Source organism: Streptomyces crystallinus (assembly GCF_039521265.1).
In the GTDB taxonomy this organism is placed as follows: domain Bacteria; phylum Actinomycetota; class Actinomycetes; order Streptomycetales; family Streptomycetaceae; genus Streptomyces; species Streptomyces crystallinus.
The window spans coordinates 39193-59219 of sequence record NZ_BAAACA010000005.1 but is presented as its reverse complement, the minus strand read 5'-3'; the positions used below and the strand labels follow the sequence as shown (position 1 = coordinate 59219).

At 70.4% G+C, this 20027-nt stretch carries 19 protein-coding genes; 4 read left to right on the top strand and 15 right to left on the bottom strand.

Features of this window, described 5'->3' with window-relative positions; translation table 11 throughout:
- Window positions 1-183: 183 nt before the first annotated feature.
- The 3 genes from ABD236_RS03230 to ABD236_RS03220 all read right to left on the bottom strand — a co-directional run bounded on the left by ABD236_RS03230 (window position 184) and on the right by ABD236_RS03220 (window position 4397).
- On the bottom strand, window positions 184-2775 hold the full coding sequence (locus tag ABD236_RS03230) for a P-loop NTPase family protein (protein ID WP_344069852.1): 2592 nt from the start codon (window positions 2773-2775) through the stop codon (window positions 184-186).
- Window positions 2776-3065: 290 nt separating this feature from the next.
- Complete coding sequence (locus tag ABD236_RS03225; protein WP_067163978.1) at window positions 3066-3389, bottom strand: STAS domain-containing protein; 324 nt, start codon at window positions 3387-3389, stop codon at window positions 3066-3068.
- 159 nt (window positions 3390-3548) lie between these two features.
- Window positions 3549-4397, bottom strand: a complete 849-nt coding sequence (locus tag ABD236_RS03220; protein ID WP_344069849.1) for a 3-hydroxyacyl-CoA dehydrogenase family protein — start codon at window positions 4395-4397, stop codon at window positions 3549-3551.
- A gap of 270 nt (window positions 4398-4667) precedes the next feature.
- Here ABD236_RS03220 and ABD236_RS03215 point away from each other — a divergent pair, with 270 nt between their 5' ends.
- Complete coding sequence (locus tag ABD236_RS03215; protein WP_344069847.1) at window positions 4668-5240, top strand: cob(I)yrinic acid a,c-diamide adenosyltransferase; 573 nt, start codon at window positions 4668-4670, stop codon at window positions 5238-5240.
- An 8-nt stretch (window positions 5241-5248) separates the two neighbouring features.
- Here the strand turns inward: ABD236_RS03215 and ABD236_RS03210 are convergent, their stop codons facing one another.
- Window positions 5249-5800 (bottom strand): hypothetical protein, encoded by a 552-nt coding sequence (locus tag ABD236_RS03210; RefSeq protein ID WP_344069845.1) that lies wholly within the window; start codon window positions 5798-5800, stop codon window positions 5249-5251.
- 172 nt (window positions 5801-5972) lie between these two features.
- Here ABD236_RS03210 and ABD236_RS03205 point away from each other — a divergent pair, with 172 nt between their 5' ends.
- The 3 genes from ABD236_RS03205 (at window position 5973) to ABD236_RS03195 (ending at window position 9829) form a co-directional block, all read left to right on the top strand.
- Window positions 5973-7175 (top strand): sensor histidine kinase, encoded by a 1203-nt coding sequence (locus ABD236_RS03205; RefSeq protein ID WP_344069843.1) that lies wholly within the window; start codon window positions 5973-5975, stop codon window positions 7173-7175.
- Window positions 7172-7816, top strand: a complete 645-nt coding sequence (locus tag ABD236_RS03200) for a response regulator (RefSeq protein ID WP_344069841.1) — start codon at window positions 7172-7174, stop codon at window positions 7814-7816. Before ABD236_RS03205 ends, ABD236_RS03200 begins: the two co-directional genes overlap by 4 nt.
- Before the next feature lie 159 nt (window positions 7817-7975).
- Complete coding sequence (locus ABD236_RS03195) at window positions 7976-9829, top strand: glycosyl hydrolase family 18 protein (protein WP_425543807.1); 1854 nt, start codon at window positions 7976-7978, stop codon at window positions 9827-9829.
- A gap of 174 nt (window positions 9830-10003) precedes the next feature.
- Here ABD236_RS03195 and ABD236_RS03190 read toward each other — a convergent pair whose 3' ends face one another.
- From ABD236_RS03190 to ABD236_RS03140, 11 genes are all read right to left on the bottom strand, one after another.
- Window positions 10004-10450, bottom strand: a complete 447-nt coding sequence (locus ABD236_RS03190) for a DUF2550 domain-containing protein (protein ID WP_067163959.1) — start codon at window positions 10448-10450, stop codon at window positions 10004-10006.
- Window positions 10451-10588: 138 nt separating this feature from the next.
- On the bottom strand, window positions 10589-10963 hold the full coding sequence (locus ABD236_RS03185) for a F0F1 ATP synthase subunit epsilon (RefSeq protein ID WP_344069838.1): 375 nt from the start codon (window positions 10961-10963) through the stop codon (window positions 10589-10591).
- A 120-nt stretch (window positions 10964-11083) separates the two neighbouring features.
- A complete protein-coding gene (gene atpD, locus ABD236_RS03180) occupies window positions 11084-12526 on the bottom strand; it encodes a F0F1 ATP synthase subunit beta (protein ID WP_344069836.1) in 1443 nt (480 codons plus the stop codon).
- The gene (locus tag ABD236_RS03175) at window positions 12526-13443 is read right to left on the bottom strand and encodes a F0F1 ATP synthase subunit gamma (protein ID WP_344069834.1); all 918 of its coding nucleotides are present in this window, start codon (window positions 13441-13443) and stop codon (window positions 12526-12528) included. The genes atpD and ABD236_RS03175 overlap by 1 nt, the downstream gene beginning before the upstream one ends.
- Before the next feature lie 20 nt (window positions 13444-13463).
- Window positions 13464-15059, bottom strand: a complete 1596-nt coding sequence (gene atpA / locus ABD236_RS03170) for a F0F1 ATP synthase subunit alpha (protein ID WP_344069832.1) — start codon at window positions 15057-15059, stop codon at window positions 13464-13466.
- Between the two features lie 138 nt (window positions 15060-15197).
- Window positions 15198-16013: a F0F1 ATP synthase subunit delta gene (locus ABD236_RS03165; RefSeq protein WP_344069830.1), complete on the bottom strand. Its 816-nt coding sequence runs from the start codon at window positions 16011-16013 to the stop codon at window positions 15198-15200.
- A complete protein-coding gene (locus ABD236_RS03160) occupies window positions 16010-16552 on the bottom strand; it encodes a F0F1 ATP synthase subunit B (RefSeq protein ID WP_344070103.1) in 543 nt (180 codons plus the stop codon). The genes ABD236_RS03165 and ABD236_RS03160 overlap by 4 nt, the downstream gene beginning before the upstream one ends.
- Window positions 16553-16604: 52 nt before the next feature.
- Window positions 16605-16838 (bottom strand): ATP synthase F0 subunit C, encoded by a 234-nt coding sequence (gene atpE / locus ABD236_RS03155; protein ID WP_344069828.1) that lies wholly within the window; start codon window positions 16836-16838, stop codon window positions 16605-16607.
- Between the two features lie 81 nt (window positions 16839-16919).
- Window positions 16920-17744 carry a F0F1 ATP synthase subunit A gene (atpB, locus tag ABD236_RS03150; RefSeq protein ID WP_344069826.1) on the bottom strand — a complete coding sequence of 275 codons (825 nt, stop codon included), beginning with the start codon at window positions 17742-17744 and terminating at the stop codon, window positions 16920-16922.
- Between the two features lie 225 nt (window positions 17745-17969).
- Window positions 17970-18404: a Cg1360 family ATP-synthase-associated protein gene (locus tag ABD236_RS03145; RefSeq protein ID WP_344069824.1), complete on the bottom strand. Its 435-nt coding sequence runs from the start codon at window positions 18402-18404 to the stop codon at window positions 17970-17972.
- Between the two features lie 260 nt (window positions 18405-18664).
- Window positions 18665-20020, bottom strand: a complete 1356-nt coding sequence (locus ABD236_RS03140; protein ID WP_344070101.1) for an MraY family glycosyltransferase — start codon at window positions 20018-20020, stop codon at window positions 18665-18667.
- Window positions 20021-20027 lie beyond the last annotated feature (7 nt).

Sequence of the window (20027 nt, the reverse complement as noted above, 5' to 3'; positions counted from 1 at the left end):
CCCCGTTTTCGTCCGCGGGCCGGTGGCCGCTCCTCGCGCAGTTCCCCGCGCCCCTAACTGCCTAGGGGCGCGGGGAACTGCGCGAGCAACCCAGCACGGTCCGCAGCCAAAGCACGAGGTCCGGGGGCGAAGTCCCGGCCCGGCCGCCCGCCCGAGGGCTTTCGGGAAGGGGCGGGGTGGGGGCTACGCCGTAGGCGACACCGACGCACTCGGGGACGTACCCCCGGACGCCGCCGTCCCACCAGTCGTCGTCTCCCCCGTCGTGCTTCCCCCTGTGGACGTCCCGCCCGTACCCGTCCCACCCGTCGTGGTCGACCCGCCGGTATCCGTCCCACCGGTCGGCCCACCCGTCGTCGAACCGGTCGACCCCGTCGAACCAGTAGTGCTGCCGCCCGTCGGCCCACCCGTGGTCGACCCACCCGTCGAGGACGTGCTCCCACCCGTGGTGGAGCCGCCACTCGTCGACGAACCACCCGACCCCGTAGAACCACCCACCGTCGACGACCCGCCCGTACTCGTAGACGGCTTCCCACTCGGCTTCGGCGGCTTGCTGGACGGAGTCGACGGCTTGCCGGGGGGTGTCGTCAGCGACGACGAGGGCACCGAGGACGGCGACGTCGGGGACGTCGAGCCCGGCGTCGTCGCCCGGGACGGCGGCGTCGTCCCCCCGCCTCCACCTCCATCCCCGGCCCCGCCCCGGTGCGTCGCCGACGGCGACGTCGGCGCGTCGGCCGGCAGCCCCGGATCCTCGCCGCCCTCGTTCGCCGACTGCGGCCGCTGCTCGACCTTGTCGCCGGGCGCGTCGGAGCCGGACGTCGCGCCCAGCGTGACCACCGTTCCCAGCACCGCCGCCAGTACCGCCCCCGCGCCCGCCGCCACCAGATTGCGGCGCGTGCCCGTGAAGAGCGTGCGCTTGGTGGGGGGCGGCGTGGACGGGATCAGCACCGTGGGCATCGTCTCGGGGGCCGCCGGGATGCCGGCCGGGGGCGACTGGGACTCCTCGTAGCGGGCCGCGGGGACCTCGTCGCCGGACGGGGTGCGCCCGCCGGAGACCACCGGGCCGCCCGAGCGGTCCTCCACCAGGGCCAGCGCGCGGCGCCCCGCGACCGTGCCCCGCTTGTCGGACAGCGCGCCCTTGAGCCCGATGGACGCCTCCAGCTCGGCACGGGCCCGGTCGACGTTCCCGGCGCAGAGCGCGAGGACACCGAGCTCGTGGTGGAAGTACGCCTCCTCGGCCACCTCACCGGTGAGCCGCGCCGCGGCCGAGCCGATCCGCAGGGCCCGCTCCCACGCCCCCCAGTGCAGCCCCGCCGCGAACGCGGGCGCCGCGCTGCGGGCGAGCTTCACGGCGGTGGCGGGGTGCGCGGCCTCGCCGCCGGGCACCAGCGCGCCCAGCGCCGCCAGCACCGCGTCCGCCTCGGCCGCCGCCCGGTCGGGCGTGACCGAGGGGTGCCCGGTCCACCAGGCGTAGTGCTGGGCGGCGGTGTGCGCCCGCTCCCCCGCGGCTTCGCCGTATCCGGCCGCCTCCAGCTGGGTGAGCACGCCCGCCGCGAGCCGGTAGCGCGTACCGACCGGGGAGAGCAGCCCGCAGCCGAGCAGTTCGCCGAGTGCGGCGTCCGCGTGGGTGTCGCCGACGAGCGCGGGCAGATGCGCCTGGTGCGGCACCTCGCCGCCGAGCGCGACGGCGAACCGCAGGGTCTCCCGGGCGGCCTGGCCGAGCCGGGCCGCGAGCGGCGCGGCGGGGGCGGCGCCCTCGCCGAGCGACGGCAGCGGCACCTCGCGGCCCTCGGCCGAGAAGACGGAGAGCTCGCCGGGCTCCTCCACCGGCAGCCCGAACTCGTCCAGCGGCACGCCCGCGCCGCGCAGCCCGTCGCGCTGCCGCAGCAGCGCGCCCGCCTGCACGAACCGCAGCGGCAGCCCCTCCGACTCGAACCAGAGGTCGCCCGCCCAGTTGGCCTCCTCGTCGCTGAGCGGCCGGTCCACGGCGTGCTCCAGGAGCTCCAGCGAGGCGCTGCGGCCCAGGCCGGTCAGGAAGACCTCTTCGAGGTGCGACTCGGCGGGCGGCGCCGCGACCTCGGGCGTCGCGGCGAGCAGGAAGGCGCACTCGGGGGCCGCGGCGAGCAGCTCCTCGACGGCCGCGCCGCCGAACTCCAGGTCGTCGATGACGACGATCGCCCCGATCTCGCGCACCTGGTCGTGCAGCCCGGCCCGGTCGGGCCGGTACAGCGGGGCGCGGTAGACCGTCGCGTACAGCTCGTGCAGCAGTTCCTGGGGGGTGCGGCGGTGGCCGCTGAGGCGGATGACGCCGTCGGGGGCGAGCCGGTCGCAGTCGGCGGCCACCGCGTCGAGCAGGACCGTGCGCCCGGAGCCCGCGGGGCCGGTCAGCCGTACGGAGCGGCCCCGGCCGAGCAGCCGCACCAGGCGCTCGCGCTCCTCGCCGCGCTCCAGCAGGGCGGGCGCCGGCGCCGCGGGCCCGGCGGGCACCGGCGGCTTGAGCGAGCGTTCGCGCTCGATGCGTTCGGCGGTGGAGCGGCGTTCGGGGCGGCCGGGTATCTCACCGGGCGGGCAGGGCTCGATCTCGCTGCCGTCGACCGGGTTGACGGTGAGCAGGAAGTCGCCCGAGACCAGTTGGACGGTGCGGGCGAGTGAGGCGGCGCGGGCGCCGAGCTCGGGGGTGACGGCGTCGCGGTCCTTGCGCGGCGCGGCCGTACCCGTGCCCGGTCCGCCCTGCTCGTCGTCGAACTCGTCCGGTCCCCGGGTGTCCATCGGGTTCATGGTGAAAGCCCCCCAGATGCGCCTGCGTCAACCTTGCCCCACCCGGCCGCTACGCACTGCGCTGTCGCTCTGGTCCGGTACCCGCCGCAGGGATGTCGACCGGCGGGAGACCGCACCCTAAACCTTCGCCCAGTATCGCCGAACGGGCGGGGTGCCACCCCGCCCAGAGCGTCACAGTCCGGTGAGGATTGCGTGCGGAGGACCGGCTTCCACATCTTCTGCACAAGTGCCGCACAAGCCGTGCCCACCAGGCCGCGGCGAGACTCGTACGACGGTGGCGCAGCCTGCGTTCACACGCGCGGCAGTGCCTCCGCCGCGATGCCGCCCTCGATGGCGAGGATGCGGTGCAGCCGGGTCGCCACCAGCAGGCGCTGCATCTGGGGCGGCACGCCCCGCAGCACCAGCCGCCGGCCGCAGCGGCCGGCCCGCCGGTGGGCGCCCATGATCACGCCGAGGCCGGTGGCGTCCCAGGAGTCCAGCTCGGTCAGGTCGAGCACCAGGTCGCCGGCTCCGTCGTCGACGGCCGAGTGCAGGACCGTACGGGCGTCCGCCGCGCTGCGGACGTCGAGGCGGCCCCCGACGACCAGCTCGACGTGGTCGCCCCTGATGTGCATATGAACTCCCCGGAGTGCTCCGTATGCCTGTCTGCCTGTCGTCTCTTACTGCACCAACTGACTGCACAGACCGCAGGGAAGTTGCCGTCTGTAAGCGAACCGATACCTAATTCACCCCATGGAGTGATTCCGGGGCGAGGGGAGGTGAGGGTGTGTCAGTCAGTGCTTGTAGAAGCCCTGCCCGCTCTTGCGGCCGATGTCACCCGCGTCAACCATCCGGCGCATCAGCTCCGGCGGCGCGAACTTCTCGTCCTGGGACTCGGTGTAGATGTTGCTGGTGGCGTGGAGCAGGATGTCCACGCCGGTGAGGTCGGCGGTGGCCAGCGGGCCCATCGCGTGGCCGAAGCCCAGCTTGCACGCGAGGTCGATGTCCTCGGCGGTGGCCACGCCCGACTCGTACAGCTTCGCCGCCTCGACGACGAGCGCGGAGATGAGGCGGGTGGTCACGAACCCGGCGACGTCGCGGTTGACGACGATGCAGGTCTTGCCGACGGACTCGGCGAACTCCCGGGCGGTGGCCAGGGTTTCGTCGCTCGTCTTGTAGCCGCGCACCAGCTCGCAGAGCTGCATCATCGGCACCGGCGAGAAGAAGTGCACACCGACGACCCGCTCGGGGTTCTCGGTGGCCGCCGCGATCTTGGTGATCGGGATGGCGGAGGTGTTGGAGGCGAGCACGGCGTCCGGGCGCACGATCTTGTCGAGCGCGCGGAAGATGTCGTGCTTGACCTCCAGCTTCTCGAAGACGGCCTCGACGACGACGTCGGCGTCGGCGGCGGCGTCCAGGTCGGTGGTGGTGGTGATACGGGCGAGCGCGGCCTGCGCGTCCTCGGCGGCCAGCTTGCCCTTGCTCACGAACTTGTCGTACGAGGCCTTGATGCCGTCGGTGCCACGGGCCAGCGCCTCGTCGGTCACATCGCGCAGGACGACGTCCCAGCCCGCCTGGGCCGAGACCTGCGCGATGCCCGAACCCATGAGTCCGGCCCCGATGACGGCGAGCTTCCTGGCCACTTCACACCCCTTTGACGGCTTACTGATACGGCTCTCCGGCGGAGGCTATCGGCCGTGAGGCGTCTTGGGAGCCCTAAGAGATGCGCGTCACGTCTCAGATGACGGACATCACACCAAGACGGGTGAGCGGCGTCTCATCGGGGGCCCGTACGGACCCCATCGCTCGTCCCGTACCGCGTACTTGGGCGGGGAATGTCCGTACCGCGAGGCGGGCCGTGACGGTCGGCACAGAAGCGTGGCGGACGGCCCCCGCGTAACTAGGCTGACCCCATGGTCAATCTGACGCGCATCTACACCCGCACCGGCGACAAGGGCACCACGGCCCTGGGCGACATGAGCCGTACGCCCAAGACGGATCTGCGGATCTCGGCGTACGCGGACGCCAACGAAGCGAACGCGGTGATCGGCACGGCGATCGCGCTGGGCGGCCTCGACGAGGAGGTCGTGGGGGTCCTCACCCGGGTGCAGAACGACCTGTTCGACGTGGGCGCGGACCTGTCGACACCGGTGGTCGAGGACCCGAAGTACCCCCCGCTGCGGGTCGAGCAGTTCTACGTGGACCGGCTTGAGGCGGACTGCGACCGGTTCAACGAGCGGCTGGAGAAGCTGCGCAGCTTCATCCTGCCGGGCGGCACCCCGGGCGCGGCCCTGCTGCACCAGGCGTGCACGGTGGTGCGCCGCGCCGAGCGCTCGACCTGGGCGGCCTTCGAGGTGCACGGCGAGACGATGAACCCGCTGACCGCCACGTATCTCAACCGCCTCTCCGACCTGCTGTTCATCCTCGCGAGGACGGCGAACGTGGCGACCGGGGACGTGCTGTGGGTCCCCGGCGGCGAGCGGTAGGACGGCGCTCAGCGGCGCGGGCGGACCGCCTCGGCCTTCTTCGGGAACAGCGTGTAGCTCAGCGCGATGATCAGGTTGATGCCGATCAGCCACAGCATCCGCTGCTGCCACATCCGCAGCGAGTCCACGTTCCCGTCGCCGCCGACGTACCAGATCCCGCCCTGGAGCAGCCCGATCGCGAGGGCGGCGGCGAGCGTCCAGCGCCCCGCGGTCTTCCACTCGTGGAGCGTGCGGGCCGTGCCGCCCGCCGGCGCCTTGGCGGGGGGCGGGCCGCCCGCGAAGCGGTGGGCGAACCGGGCGTCGGCCCACTTCACCAGGGAGTGGCCCATGGCGACCGAGAAGCCGATGTAGACGGCGGCGAGACCGTGCTTCCAGTCCGGGTCGGCCCCGTTCTTGAGGTCGACCACGGTGACCACCAGGAGCAGCAGTTCCAGCAGCGGCTCGCACAGCAGCACCGCCACCGACGCCCTCGGCATCTTCGCGAGGTAGCGCAGGGCCAGGCCGCCGGCCAGCAGCACCCAGAAGCCGACCTCGCAGACGACGATCAGTGTGACGATCACGGTGTTCCCCGTTTCCCCGGTTCCCCGTTTCCCCGGACTCCCTTCCAGCGTCGGCCCGCGATCGGGCCCGCTCGTCGTCGGCAGTGAGGAAACGGCACTGCACCCTTCGATGTAGTGCCGGATCGCCCCGTGCGTGGAGGCCCCCGTCCCCGGCCCCGTGTTTCATGGGAACGTGAACCTCTTCCGCCGCCGCCCGCACCGGCACGACGTGATCATCGCCGTCGTCGGCCTGCTGACCGGTCTGGCGGGCTGGGCGCTCGGGCTGCACACCCAGGGCGGGCGCCCGTTCGGCGGCGCGTGGGTGCTGCTGCCGCTGGCCGTGACGGCCGCCCTCGAACTCGTACGCCGGACCGCCCCCCGGTTCGCCCTGGTCACCGGCACCTTCGCGATCATCGCGGACCAGTTCACGCTCGGCAGCGTGGTGACGGTGCTGATGTTCACGGATCTGGTCTACGCGGCCGTCCTGTACGGCACCCCGGCCGCCGCCCGCCGCATCCCCGTCACCACCGGGCTGCTCTCGGTCGCGGTGGCCATCGGCTTCCTGGCGTGGCTGCACAAGCCCGAGGCCCTGCTGATCGGTCTGCTCACCGGCATCGTCTCGTTCGCGCCCGCCACCACCGGCGCGCTGGTGCGCAACCACCGCGACGCCGCCGAGGCGGCCACCCTGCGCGCCGAGCAGACCGCGCTGCTCGCCGAGATCGACCGCACCCAGGCGGTGGTGGCCGAGCGCGCCCGGATGGCCCGCGAGATGCACGACATGGTCGCCAACCACCTCTCGGCGATCGCGATCCACTCCACCGCGGCGCTCTCGCTGGACGACCCGGCGACCACCCGCCGGGCGCTCACGGTCATCCGGACCAACAGCGTGGACGGGCTCGCGGAGATGCGCCGGTTGATCGGGCTGCTGCGGGACAGCGGCGCGGCCACCGAACCGGCCGCCGCGCCCACGCTGGCCGGGCTGGACGCGCTGGTCGCCCAGGCGCGTACCAACGGCGCCTCCAGCGGACTCGGCTTCACGCTGAAGGACGAGCGCCCGGCCGGGGCCGCGCTGCCCGCCCCGGTCGAGCTCGCGGCGTACCGGATCGTCCAGGAGTCGCTGACCAACGCCCTCAAGCACGCCTCCCCCGGCGCGGTCACCGTCCACCTCGCGCACACCGGGCGGGCCCTGACCGTCGAGGTGGCCAGCCCGTACGGTGACGGGGAGCGACCGGGGCCGAGGGCGCCGGGCTCGGGGGCGGGGCTTGTGGGGATGCGGGAGCGGGCCGCCCTGCTCGGCGGGACCTTCGAGTCGGGGCCCGAGCCGTCGGCGGACGGCCGCAAGATCTGGCGGGTACGGGCCGAACTGCCCGTTGGGGAAGGCGAGTCGCAGGGATGACGATCCGGGTGCTGGTCGCGGAGGACCAGTCGTCGGTACGGGCCGGTCTGGTGCTGATCCTGGGCAGCGCCCCGGACATCGAGGTGGCCGGGGAGGCGGCGGACGGTGAGGAGGCGGTGCGTCTGGCCCGTGAACTCCGGCCGGACCTGGTGCTGATGGATGTGCAGATGCCCCGGCTCGACGGTGTCTCGGCGACCCGTCAGGTGGTCGCGGAGGGGCTGGCGGACGTGCTGGTGCTGACGACGTTCGACCTCGACGAGTACGTGTTCGGGGCGCTGCGGGCGGGGGCGGCGGGGTTCCTGCTGAAGAACACCGAGGCCCGGGATCTGATCGAGGCGGTACGGACGGTGGCGCGCGGCGAGGGCATGATCGCCCCGGCCGTGACCCGGCGGCTGATCGCGGAGTTCGCGGCCCCGGCGGCACGGCCCGCCGTCCGGCGGCCGGCCGCGCTGGACACGCTGACCCGGCGGGAGAGCGAGGTGCTGTCCTGTCTGGGCGAGGGGCTCTCGAACGCCGAGATCGCGGAGCGGCTGGCGATGGCCGAGGCCACGGTGAAGACGCATGTCAGTCGGCTGCTGGGCAAACTGGAGCTGCGCAGCCGGGTCCAAGCGGCCGTACTGGCGCAGGAGTTGGGCATCTGAGGGCGCCTTCCGGCCGTTGGTCTGGACCTCTTGACGGTTGGTCCAGACCTTTCTACGCTCACGGCACTGCTGTGTGAGCGTGGCCGCTTGCGCCGCGTGCTCACCGGGCGGAGCAGGGTCCCACCCCCACACCCGTCGGACCTCACTCGAGGAGCTTCCTTGAGCACTCCCACGCGCATCCGCACCCGCTTGAGAACCCGAGCCGCCGCGACCCTCACGGCGCTGGCCCTTCCCCTGGCCGCACTCGTCGGCCTGGCCGGCGCCTCCCCCGCCGCGGCCGCCGCCTCGGCGACCGCCACCTACACCAAGACCCAGGACTGGGGCTCCGGCTTCGGCGCCCAGTGGACGGTGAAGAACACCGGCACCACCGCGCTCAGCTCCTGGACCGTGGAGTGGGACTACCCCTCGGGTACGTCCGTGACCTCGTTCTGGGACGCGGATGTCACCCATGACGTCAACCACTGGACCGCCAAGAACAAGTCGTACAACGGCACGCTCGCGCCCGGCGCCAGCGTCACCTTCGGCTTCAACGGCGCCGGCTCCGGCGCCCCTTCGGGATGCAAGCTCAACGGGGGCTCCTGCGACGGCACCACCACCCCGCCCGGCGACAGCCCGCCCTCCGCGCCCGGCACCCCCACCGCGAGCGGCGTCACGAACACGTCGGTGGGCCTGTCCTGGACCGCCGCCACCGACGACAAGGGCGTCAAGAACTACGACGTCTACCGCGGCTCCGCGAAGGTCGCCACGGTGACCGGTACGACGTACACCGACACGGGCCTGACCGCCGGGACGGCCTACACGTACAGCGTGACCGCGCGCGACACCGCCGACCAGACCGGCCCCTCCTCCGGCTCGGTCACCGTCACCACCACGGGCGGTGGCGGCAACCCGGACCCGGGCTCCGCCGTCAAGCTCGGCTACTTCACCGACTGGGGCGTCTACCAGCGCAACTACCACGTCAAGAACATCGTCACCTCGGGCTCGGCCGCGAAGCTCACCCACATCAACTACGCCTTCGGCAACGTCACGAACGGCCAGTGCGCCATCGGTGACGCCTACGCCGACTACCAGAAGACGTACGACGCCTCCTCCAGCGTCGACGGCACCGCCGACACCTGGGACCAGCCGGTCGCGGGCAACATCAACCAGCTGCGCGAGCTGAAGAAGAAGTACCCGAACATCAAGGTGCTGTGGTCGTTCGGCGGCTGGACCTGGTCGGGCGGCTTCGGCGCCGCCGCGGCCAACCCGACGGCGTTCGCCAACTCCTGCTACAACCTGGTCGAGGACCCGCGCTGGGCCGACGTCTTCGACGGCATCGACATCGACTGGGAGTACCCCAACGCCTGCGGGCTCTCCTGCGACACCAGTGGGCAGGCGGCGCTGAAGAACCTGCTGTCCGCGCTGCGGGCCAAGTTCGGCTCCGCCAACCTGGTGACGGCGGCCGTGACGGCCGACGGCTCCGCCAACGGCAAGATGGACCAGGCCGACTACGCGGGCGCCGCCCAGTACGTCGACTGGTACAACGTGATGACGTACGACTTCTTCGGCGCCTGGGACGCGAAGGGTCCGACGGCCCCGCACTCGCCGCTCACCTCGTACAACGGCATCCCGATCGCGGGCTTCAACACGGACGCGGCGATCCAGAAGTACCGGGCCAAGGGGATCCCCGCGAGCAAGCTCAACCTGGGGATCGGGTTCTACGGCCGCGGCTGGACCGGCGTCACCCAGGACGCCCCCGGCGGCACCGCGACGGGGCCGGCGCCCGGCACGTACGAGCAGGGCATCGAGGACTACAAGGTCCTCAAGAACAGCTGCCCGGCGACGGGCACGATCGCGGGCACGGCGTACGCCCGGTGCGGCTCCAACTGGTGGAGCTACGACACGCCGTCGACGATCGTCTCGAAGATGTCGTACGTGAAGTCCCAGGGCCTGAAGGGGGCGTTCTTCTGGGAGTTCAGCGGCGACACGGCCGGGGGTGAGCTGATCTCGGCGATCGACAGCGGCCTCAGGTAACTCCTGGTACGACACCGGGCGGACGGCCCGTCCCCGTCTCCCGGTGTCACCGTTCCCCGCGCCCCTAGGTGCCTAGGGGCGCGGGGAACTGCGCGAGCAACCCAGCACGGTCCGCAGACGAACCAGCCGGCCGTCCGCCAGAGGACTTTCGGGAAGGGGCGGGGTGGGGAACAGCTACGCCACGTTGACGCGCTGGCCCGGGGGCGCCGCCTCCAGCCAGGCCAGGAAGCCCGTCAGGGCGTCCTCGCTCATCGCCAGCTCCAGGCGCACGCCCCGGTGCGTACAGCCGAGAACGATCGCGTCGGACAGGAGAGCGAGCTCCTCCTCCCCCGCCGGCTTGCGCCGCGCCACGACCTCGATCGCGGACCGCTCCAGCAGCCGCCGCGGCCGAGGCGCGTAGGAGAAGACCCGGAACCACTCGATCCGGTCACCGCTGTACCGTGCGACTCCGTACACCCAGCCCTTGCCGCTGGGATCGCCGCCCTCCGGCACGTCCCAGCGCAGACTGCAGTCGAAGGTCCCGCCGGAACGCTGGATCAAGCGCCGGCGCAGACCGAAGACGAAGAGTCCCACCAGTACCAGCGCGACGACCAGGCCGCCCACAAGCAGAACGAGGGTCATCTACACCGACCTCCTCGCTCCATTCGGGGCCGGGGGATCGCCCCGGTCACTTGTGCCTGCATCGACCTCAGCCGCGGCCGGGTCCGGAAGATTCCAGACCCGTGACCGCGGCTGAGGGCAAAACTCTTCGGCGGGGTGCTAGCGCACCGACACCGTACGCAGCCGGACCTCGGCGCGGCGCTCGGCGGCGCCGTCCTCGGCCGACTTGGCGCTCTCCAGCGCACGCTCGGCACGCTGGACGTCGATCTCGTCCGCGAGCTCCGCGATCTCCGCGAGCATGGAGAGCTTGTTGTCCGCGAACGAGATGAACCCGCCGTGCACAGCGGCGACGACGGTGCCGCCCTCGCTCGTACGGATCGTCACCGGGCCCGACTCCAGCACTCCGAGGAGCGGCTGGTGACCGGGCATGACGCCGATGTCGCCGGACGTGGTGCGCGCGACGACCAGGGTGGCCTCGCCGGACCAGACACTGCGGTCCGCGGCGACGAGCTCGACGTGCAGCTCAGCAGCCAAGGTGGGCTCCTCGGGTCACCACCCGGCGGTTGCTGCCGGGTGTTGGGTCAAAGTCTAGTGGGCGGCGGTGAGGGGGCGGGACGCACCCGCCCCCTCACCGTCACTGATCCGGGGCCGGCGTCAGGAGACGCCGAGCTCCTTCGCGTTGGCCTTCAGGTCCTCGATGCCACCGCACATGAAGAACGCCTGCTCGGGGAAGTGGTCGTACTCACCGTCGCAGATCGCGTTGAACGCGGTGATCGACTCGTCGAGCGGGACGTCCGAACCGTCGACGCCGGTGAACTGCTTGGCGACGTGCGTGTTCTGGGACAGGAAGCGCTCGACGCGGCGGGCACGGTGGACAACGAGCTTGTCCTCCTCGCCCAGCTCGTCGATACCGAGGATCGCGATGATGTCCTGGAGGTCCTTGTACTTCTGCAGGATCCCCTTGACACGCATGGCGGCCTGGTAGTGGTCCGCCGCGATGTACCGCGGGTCGAGGATGCGGGACGTCGAGTCCAGCGGGTCCACGGCCGGGTAGATGCCCTTCTCGGAGATCGGACGGGAGAGCACCGTCGTCGCGTCGAGGTGGGCGAAGGTGGTGGCCGGGGCCGGGTCGGTCAGGTCGTCCGCGGGGACGTAGATCGCCTGCATCGAGGTGATCGAGTGACCACGGGTCGAGGTGATGCGCTCCTGGAGGAGACCCATCTCGTCGGCCAGGTTCGGCTGGTAACCCACCGCGGAGGGCATACGGCCGAGCAGGGTCGACACCTCGGAACCCGCCTGGGTGTACCGGAAGATGTTGTCGATGAAGAAGAGGACGTCCTGCTTCTGGACGTCACGGAAGTACTCCGCCATCGTCAGACCGGCCAGCGCGACGCGCAGACGCGTGCCCGGCGGCTCGTCCATCTGACCGAAGACCAGGGCGGTCTTGTCGATGACGCCCGAGTCGCCCATCTCCTCGATGAGGTCGTTGCCCTCACGGGTACGCTCACCGACGCCCGCGAACACCGACACACCGTCGTGGTTGTTGGCGACGCGGTAGATCATCTCCTGGATCAGCACGGTCTTGCCGACACCGGCACCACCGAACAGACCGATCTTTCCACCCTTGACGTACGGGGTGAGGAGGTCGATGACCTTGACGCCGGTCTCGAACATCTCGGTCTTCGACTCGAGCTCGTCGAAGTTCGGCGCCTTGCGGTGGATCGGCCAGCGCTCGGTGACCTCGGCGTTCGCCTCGGGGTAGTTGAGCACCTCGCCCAGGGTGTTGAACACCTTGCCCTTGGTGAAGTCACCGACGGGGACGGTGATGCCCGTGCCCGTGTCGGTCACCGCGGCCTGGCGGACCAGACCGTCGGTGGGCTGCATCGAGATCGTGCGGACCAGGCCGTCACCCAGGTGCTGGGCGACTTCCAGGGTCAGCGTCTTGAGCGCGCCGTCCTCGGCCGGGTCGGCGACCTGGACCGTCAGCGCGTTGTAGATGTCGGGCATCGCGTCGACGGGGAACTCCACGTCGACGACCGGGCCGATGACCCGGGCGACGCGGCCCGTGGCGGCGGCCGTCTCAACAGAGGTCGTCATTACTTGTCACTCCCCGCGGTCGCGTCGGCCATGGCGCTGGCGCCACCGACGATCTCGCTGATTTCCTGGGTGATTTCGGCCTGGCGGGCCGCGTTGGCAAGCCGGGAGAGGCTCTTGATGAGGTCCCCGGCGTTGTCGGTCGCCGACTTCATCGCGCGGCGGCGGGCGGCGTGCTCGGAAGCGGCCGACTGCAGCAGTGCGTTGTAGATACGGCTCTCGACGTAGCGCGGCAGCAGGGCGTCGAGGACGTCCTCCGCCGACGGCTCGAAGTCGAACAGCGGAAGGATCTCGCCCTTCCCACCGATCTCTTCCTCGGCCTTGTCGAGGCTGAGCGGCAGCATCCGGTCGTCCACCGCGTTCTGCGTCATCATCGACACGAACTCCGTGTAGACGATGTGCAGCTCGTCGACGCCACCCTCGGCCGTGTCCTGCTGGATGGCCTCGATCAGCGGCGCCGCGACGCGCTTGGCGTCCGCGTAGGCCGGGCTGTCGGTGAAGCCGGTCCACGAGTCCGTGACCTTGCGCTCACGGAAGCCGTAGTAGGCGACACCCTTGCGGCCGACGATGTACGCGTCGACGTCCTTGCCCTCAGCACGCAGCCGCTCGGTGAGCCGCTCCGCCTGCTTGATGGCGTTCGAGGAGTAGCCGCCGGCCAGACCGCGGTCGCTCGTGATGAGCAGGACCGCGGCCCGGGTCGGCGTCTCGACCTCGGTGGTCAGGGCGTGGTTGGTGGTCGAGCCGGTCGCGACCGCGGTCACCGCGCGGGTGAGCTCGGTCGCGTACGGCATCGACGCCGCCACCTTGCGCTGCGCCTTGACGATGCGCGAGGCGGCGATCATCTCCATCGCCTTGGTGATCTTCTTGGTCGCCGTGACGGCACGGATGCGACGCTTGTAGACCCGGAGCTGCGCTCCCATGAGTCAGGTCCCTTCCGTCGTCACTTGGAGACGTTGACGGCCGGCGCGTCGTCGCCCAGGAGCTTGCCGTCCGAGGTCTCGAACTGCCGCTTGAAGGCCGTGATCGCGTCGGCGACCGACTGGAGCGTGTCGTCCGACATCTTGCCGCCCTCGGCGATGGAGGTGAGGAGCTCCTTGCGCTCACGGCGCAGGTACTCCAGCAGCTCCGACTCGAAGCGGCGGATGTCGGCGACCGGGACGTCGTCCATCTTGCCGGTGGTGCCGGCCCAGACGGAGACGACCTGCTCCTCGACGGGCATCGGCTGGTACTGGCCCTGCTTCAGCAGCTCGACCATGCGCTTGCCGCGCTCCAGCGAGGCCTTCGACGCGGCGTCCAGGTCGGAACCGAAGGCGGCGAACGCCTCCAGCTCGCGGTACTGGGCCAGGTCCACACGAAGACGGCCGGAGACCTGCTTCATCGCCTTGTGCTGCGCGGAACCACCGACTCGGGAGACGGAGATACCGACGTTCAGCGCGGGGCGCTGACCGGCGTTGAACAGGTCCGACTCCAGGAAGCACTGGCCGTCGGTGATGGAGATGACGTTGGTCGGGATGAACGCCGAGACGTCGTTCGCCTTGGTCTCGACGATCGGCAGACCGGTCATCGAGCCGTTGCCCATCTCGTCGGACAGCTTCGCGCAGCGCTCCAGCAGACGGGAGTGCAGGTAGAAGACGTCACCCGGGTAGGCCTCACGGCCCGGCGGGCGGCGCAGCAGCAGCGACACGGCGCGGTAGGCGTCGGCCTGCTTCGACAGGTCGTCGAAGATGATCAGGACGTGCTTGCCGGCGTACATCCAGTGCTGGCCGATGGCGGAACCGGTGTACGGCGCCAGGTACTTGAAGCCGGCCGGGTCGGACGCCGGGGCGGCGACGATCGTCGTGTACTCGAGCGCGCCGGCCTCTTCCAGGGCGCCGCGCACGGACGCGATGGTCGAGCCCTTCTGGCCGATGGCGACGTAGATGCAGCGGACCTGCTTGTTCACGTCGCCCGAGCGCCAGTTGTCGCGCTGGTTGATGATCGTGTCGACGGCCAGCGCGGTCTTGCCGGTCTGACGGTCGCCGATGATCAGCTGACGCTGGCCACGGCCGATCGGCACCATCGCGTCGACGGCCTTGTAGCCGGTCTGCATGGGCTCGTGCACCGACTTACGGACCATGACGCCCGGGGCCTGCAGCTCGAGGGCGCGGCGGCCTTCGGTCGCGATCTCGCCGAGGCCGTCGATCGGGTTGCCGAGCGGGTCGACAACGCGGCCGAGGTAGCCCTCGCCGACGCCTACCGAGAGGACCTCACCGGTGCGCTGCACCGGCTGACCCTCCTCGATGCCGTTGAATTCGCCGAGGACGATCGCACCGATCTCGCGCTCCTCGAGGTTGAGGGCGAGACCGAGGGTGCCGTCCTCGAACTTCAGCAGCTCGTTCGCCATGGCGGAGGGCAGGCCCTCCACCTTCGCGATGCCGTCGCCGGCAACGCTGACCGTTCCGACCTCCTCGCGCGAGGCCGCGTCCGGCTGGTACGACTGGACGAAGTTCTCCAGTGCGTCCCGGATCTCCTCCGGCCGGATCGTGAGCTCCGCCATCTGGGTTCCCTGCTCTCCTTGTTGGGCCTGAAGCTTCTTAGGGGGTCTGGGGGCGACCCCCAGGAATCTTCTGCAAGTTCTGCACGGCCCAACCGGGCCGCTGTGTTGCCTGTGTTGTTGGTGACCTGCCGAGGCAGGTCAGCCGGCCAGCCGCCGGCTCGCCTCGTCGAGGCGCTGCGCGATGGTGCCGTCGATGACCTCGTCGCCCACCCGCACCGAGATCCCGCCGAGGACCGTCGGGTCCACGTCCAGGTTCAGGTGCATCTGGCGGCCGTACACCTTCGCCAGAGCGGCGCCGAGGCGCTGCTTCTGTACGTCGGTCAGCGGCACCGCCGAGGTGACCACGGCGACCATGCGGTCCCGGCGCTCCGCGGCGAGCTTGGAGAGGGACTCGAGTCCCGCTTCCAGGCTACGTCCACGCGGCTTGGTCACAAGCCGCGTGACCAGACGCTCGGTGGCCGCGTTGGCCTTGCCGCCGAGCAGGCTGCGCAGCAGCTCGCCCTTGGCGGACGCGGTGGCGGCGCGGTGGGTCAGCGCGGAGCGCAGGTCGGCGTTGGAGGTGACGATCCGGCCGAACCGGAACAGCTCGTCCTCCACGTCGTCCAGCGCGCCGGCCTTCTGCGCGGCGGTGAGGTCGGCGGTGTTCGCCAGCTCCTCCAGCGCGTCGACCAGGTCGCGCGACTGCGACCAGCGGGAGCGGACCATGCCGCTCACCAGGTCGGCGCTCTCGCCGCCGACCTGACCGCCGAGCAGGCGCCCGGCCAGCTCGGCCTTGGCCTCGGCGGGCTGCGCCGGGTCGGTGAGGACCCGACGCAGCGACACCTCGCGGTCGAGCAGCGCGGTGACGGCCGCCAGCTCCTCGGCGAGCTTCGCCGCGTCGACGGACGTGTGGTCCATCAGCGCGTCGAGCCGCTCGCGCGCGGCAGCCAGGGCCTCGCGGCTCGCTCCGTTCATCGCGTGGCCTCGGCCTTCGAAGCGCTGTCCTCGAGACCCTCGAGGAAGCGGTCGATGGTGCGGCTCTGCCGGGCGTGGTCCTCAAGGGACTCGCCGACGAGCTTGCCGGCCAGGTCGGTGGCGAGCTTGCCGACGTCCTGGCGCAGCGAGTGCGCGGCGGCCTTGCGGTCGGCCTCGATCTGAGCGTGACCGGCAGCGATGATCTCCTCACGCTGCCGCTGGCCTTCCGCCCTCATCTCCTGGATGAGCACGGTGCCCTGCTCGGTCGCCTCCTGGCGCAGGCGGGCGGCCTCGTGGCGGGCCTCGGCGAGCTGGGCCTTGTACTGCTCCAGCACGCTCTGAGCCTCGGTCTGCGCGGCCTCGGCCTTCTCGATACCGCCCTCGATGGCCTCGCGACGCTCTTCCAGAACCTTGTTGATGTTCGGGAGGAGCTTCTTGGCGAGGAAGCCGAAGACGATGACGAAGGCGATCAGGCCGATGACGAGCTCAGGCCACGGCGGAACGAGAGGGTTTTCCTTCTCGGCCGCCAGCTGAACCATGGTGAGGTTCACATCAGTGCCTTTCGTCGGATCGGTCTAGTCGTCGTTCGTCTTAGTAGACGAACGGCATGACGAGGCCGATGAGGGCCAGCGCCTCACAGAACGCGAAACCGAGGATCTGGTTGGCGCGGATCAGGCCGGCCGCCTCAGGCTGACGAGCCATGGCCTGGGTGCCGTTACCGAAGATGATGCCGACGCCGACGCCGGGGCCGATCGCGGCGAGGCCGTAACCGACGGAGCTGAGGGAGCCGGTGACGCCATCGGAGGCAGCGAGGATCTGGGACATGCCAGTTCTTCCTTCTCTTTCACGGACCGGTGGGGGTTGGCCACCGGACGACTTTGGGGGTGGTGAGGTGCGAGCGGGCGGTCAGTGGTGCTCGGCGACGGCGCCCTGGATGAAGCTGCAGGCCAGAAGCACGAACACGTACGCCTGGACGGCCTGGATGAAGAGCTCGAAGCCGGTCATCACGATGACCATCACGAACGAGACGCCCGAGTACGCGATGCCGATGCCGTTGAGCATGTACCAGCTGGCGATGGTGAAGAGCAGCAGCAGGGTGTGACCGGCGAACATGTTCGCGAACAGTCGCACCGCGTGCGTGAAGGGGCGCACGAACACGTTCGAGAAGAACTCGATGACCATGACCAGCGGCAGGACCGCGCCGAGCGACTTGTCGTAGCCCGTGAGGTTCTTGAAGCCGCCGACGAAGCCGTGGCGCTTGAACGTCAGGCTCATCCAGATGACGTAGACGATCCCCGCGAGAACCGCCGGGTACGCGATGATCGACGTCACCGGGAACTGCGCGACGGGGACGATCGACCAAAGGTTCATCATCCAGACGAAGAAGAAGATCGAGACCATGAGGGGGACCCACTTCTCGCCCTCCTTCTTGCCGATCGTCTCGTAGACGATGCCGCGGCGTACGAAGTCGTAGCCGGCCTCGGCGACCATCTGGAGCTTGCCGGGGACGACCTTCGGCTTGCGGAAGGCGGCCCAGAAGAAGCCCACGATGATGAGCGAACCCAGCAGGGCGAGCAGCATCGGCTTGTTGAAATAAACGCCGTTGCCGTCCGCGTCGCCCCAAAGAGGCTTGAACAGGAACGAGTGCAGGCCCGGACCCTCGAAGCCACCGCAGTCCTGGAACAGGTGGCAACTGGTGTCGAAAGCGAGCTGCGTCGGGTCAGCACTCACCGCGGGCTCCTTCAGCGTGGCGCATAGGTACGGCAACCTCGTTGTGTCGGCGCGGCGCGCAGCCGCGGTTCGGCACTGGACTGGTGTTACGGATGATGGGGCGGCGGTCGGGCATCAAGCCTCGCGTTCGAGCAGGCGTCAGCTCAGATGCCCGCGCCCGCAGTGCCGCAGTTGGCACCGGACGATAGCAGGGTCTCGAACTCGCATTTATTCCGCCCCTACCTTTCACGACGAAGACCCGGACTTGTGGGCCTTGTGAGCCTCCGAATCCGGCTCGACGTAAAGGATCTTGGCCTTCATGTGCGCACGTGCCTGCATGCCGATCCAGACGAGGGTCAGCGCGACGAGCGTGGCGGCGAATGCCTTGGGGTTGAACAGCGTCGTGTTCTTGAAGACCGCGACGAAGATGAAGAGCAACAGCAGCTGGGCCGTGTACAGCATCAGCCCCATGGCCTGGAACAGGTGGGGCAGGTTCTTTGCCGTGCGTTCCAGGACGACCAGCCCGATACCCATGAAAGCGATGACCACGACCGACGCGACGGCGGCTCCGATGGCCCCCTTGCCACCCGCGACCCCCGCGCTGACGGCGACGGCGATCACGCCGGCGGCAGCGGTGGGCAGGGCGGTCCGAAGGAGGGTGCGGGCGTCGTTGGACGGCATGGCGGCAGCTCCGCTTACTGGTGGGGGCAGGGTGTCGTCATGGACGAGCGTAGGCCCCGGCCGAGGTGATCCCTCGGGCCAATGGGCCGTCGCACTACGGTCCTTCGGCTCTGTTGCCGGGTCTCGTGAACCGTATCACAAACTATTTGATGAGGTCTTTACCATGGGGTGTGCTGCCCGTCACACATGAGAGTGAACGCGCCCGCATGTGCAAGACGGGCGGCAACTTGTCTGGTATTGGGGTCCGGTGCGGCAATTCGTCAGCGCGACGCGCCCGTCTTCCGCCGGTCGGGGAAGCGCGAACGGGGGCCGATGGCGGTCGCCCCGTTGACGCCGGAGACGCCCGCGCCGACCGGGGTGCGCTCCTCCTCGTCCCCGTCCCACTCCTCGGCGTCCCGCGCGGCCGCGGCCGCCGCGGCGAGCCGGGTACGGCGCCGATAGCGCGGCGGGACGAACGCCTCGGCCCAGCGCGGGGCGCGCGGGGTGAAGCGCGGGAGCAGCAGCAGGACCAGACCGACCGCGCTCAGCGCGACGATCACGAAGACGATCCACATCGACGCCGAGTGCACCGAGTACGCCAGCGTCCCGAAGGCGATCAGGGCCGCCCAGAAGTACATGATCAGCACGGCCCGGCTGTGGCTGTGGCCGATCTCCAGGAGCCGGTGGTGCAGATGCCCGCGGTCGGCGGCGAACGGCGACTGGCCCTTCCAGGTGCGCCGCACGATCGCCAGCACCAGGTCGGCCATCGGGATCGCGATGATGGTCAGCGGCATCAGCAGCGGGATGAAGACCGGCAGCATCGCGTGGGTCGCCTCGCGCTCGCTGCCGCTGAGGCTGAGGTTCATCCGCAGCGCGTCCGGGTCCACCTGGCCGGTGATGGAGATCGCGCCGGCCGCCAGGACCAGGCCGATCAGCATCGAGCCGGAGTCGCCCATGAAGATCCGCGCCGGGTGCATGTTGTGCGGCAGGAAGCCCAGGCACATACCCATCAGGATGGCGGCGAAGAGGGTGGCCGGGGCCGCGGCCTCGATGCCGTACCCGAACCAGATCCGGTACGCGTACATGAAGAAGGCCGCGGCGGCGATGCACACCATGCCGGCCGCCAGGCCGTCCAGGCCGTCCACGAAGTTCACCGCGTTGATGGTGATCACCACCAGGGCGACCGTGAGCAGCGTGCCCTGCCAGGAGGTGAGCGAGACCGCGCCGACGCCCGGGACGGGCAGCCACAGGATCGTCAGACCCTGGACGACCATCACACCGGCGGCGATCATCTGGCCGCCGAGCTTGATCAGGGCGTCGATCTCGAACTTGTCGTCCAGGACGCCGATGATCCAGATCAGCGCGGCGCCGGAGAGCAGCGCGCGCGGTTCGTTGGAGCGCTCGAAGACGCCGTTGAGGCTGTCGAGGTGGTCGGCGACCAGCAGACCGGCGCACAGTCCGCCGAACATGGCGATGCCGCCGAGCCGCGGCGTCGGTTCGCGGTGCACGTCCCGGGCCCGGATCTCGGGCATCGCACCGGTCGCGATGGCGAACTTCCGCACCGGCCCGGTGAGCAGATAGGTCACCGCGGCCGTGACGCAGAGCGTCAGCAGGTATTCACGCACGGGCTGCCCCAGAGGTATC

What these genes read in the sequence shown, in the direction of transcription:
- atpD (WP_344069836.1), bottom strand. Translation starts at nt 12,526, where the DNA reads ATGACGACCTCTGTTGAGACGGCCGCCGCCACGGGCCGCGTCGCCCGG.
- atpE (WP_344069828.1), bottom strand. Translation starts at nt 16,838, where the DNA reads ATGTCCCAGATCCTCGCTGCCTCCGATGGCGTCACCGGCTCCCTCAGC.
- ABD236_RS03175 (WP_344069834.1), bottom strand. Translation starts at nt 13,443, where the DNA reads ATGGGAGCGCAGCTCCGGGTCTACAAGCGTCGCATCCGTGCCGTCACG.
- ABD236_RS03165 (WP_344069830.1), bottom strand. Translation starts at nt 16,013, where the DNA reads ATGAACGGAGCGAGCCGCGAGGCCCTGGCTGCCGCGCGCGAGCGGCTC.
- ABD236_RS03190 (WP_067163959.1), bottom strand. Translation starts at nt 10,450, where the DNA reads ATGACCCTCGTTCTGCTTGTGGGCGGCCTGGTCGTCGCGCTGGTACTG.
- ABD236_RS03160 (WP_344070103.1), bottom strand. Translation starts at nt 16,552, where the DNA reads ATGGTTCAGCTGGCGGCCGAGAAGGAAAACCCTCTCGTTCCGCCGTGG.
- ABD236_RS03200 (WP_344069841.1), top strand. Translation starts at nt 7,172, where the DNA reads ATGACGATCCGGGTGCTGGTCGCGGAGGACCAGTCGTCGGTACGGGCC.
- ABD236_RS03225 (WP_067163978.1), bottom strand. Translation starts at nt 3,389, where the DNA reads ATGCACATCAGGGGCGACCACGTCGAGCTGGTCGTCGGGGGCCGCCTC.
- atpA (WP_344069832.1), bottom strand. Translation starts at nt 15,059, where the DNA reads ATGGCGGAGCTCACGATCCGGCCGGAGGAGATCCGGGACGCACTGGAG.
- ABD236_RS03215 (WP_344069847.1), top strand. Translation starts at nt 4,668, where the DNA reads ATGGTCAATCTGACGCGCATCTACACCCGCACCGGCGACAAGGGCACC.
- ABD236_RS03230 (WP_344069852.1), bottom strand. Translation starts at nt 2,775, where the DNA reads ATGAACCCGATGGACACCCGGGGACCGGACGAGTTCGACGACGAGCAG.
- ABD236_RS03145 (WP_344069824.1), bottom strand. Translation starts at nt 18,404, where the DNA reads ATGCCGTCCAACGACGCCCGCACCCTCCTTCGGACCGCCCTGCCCACC.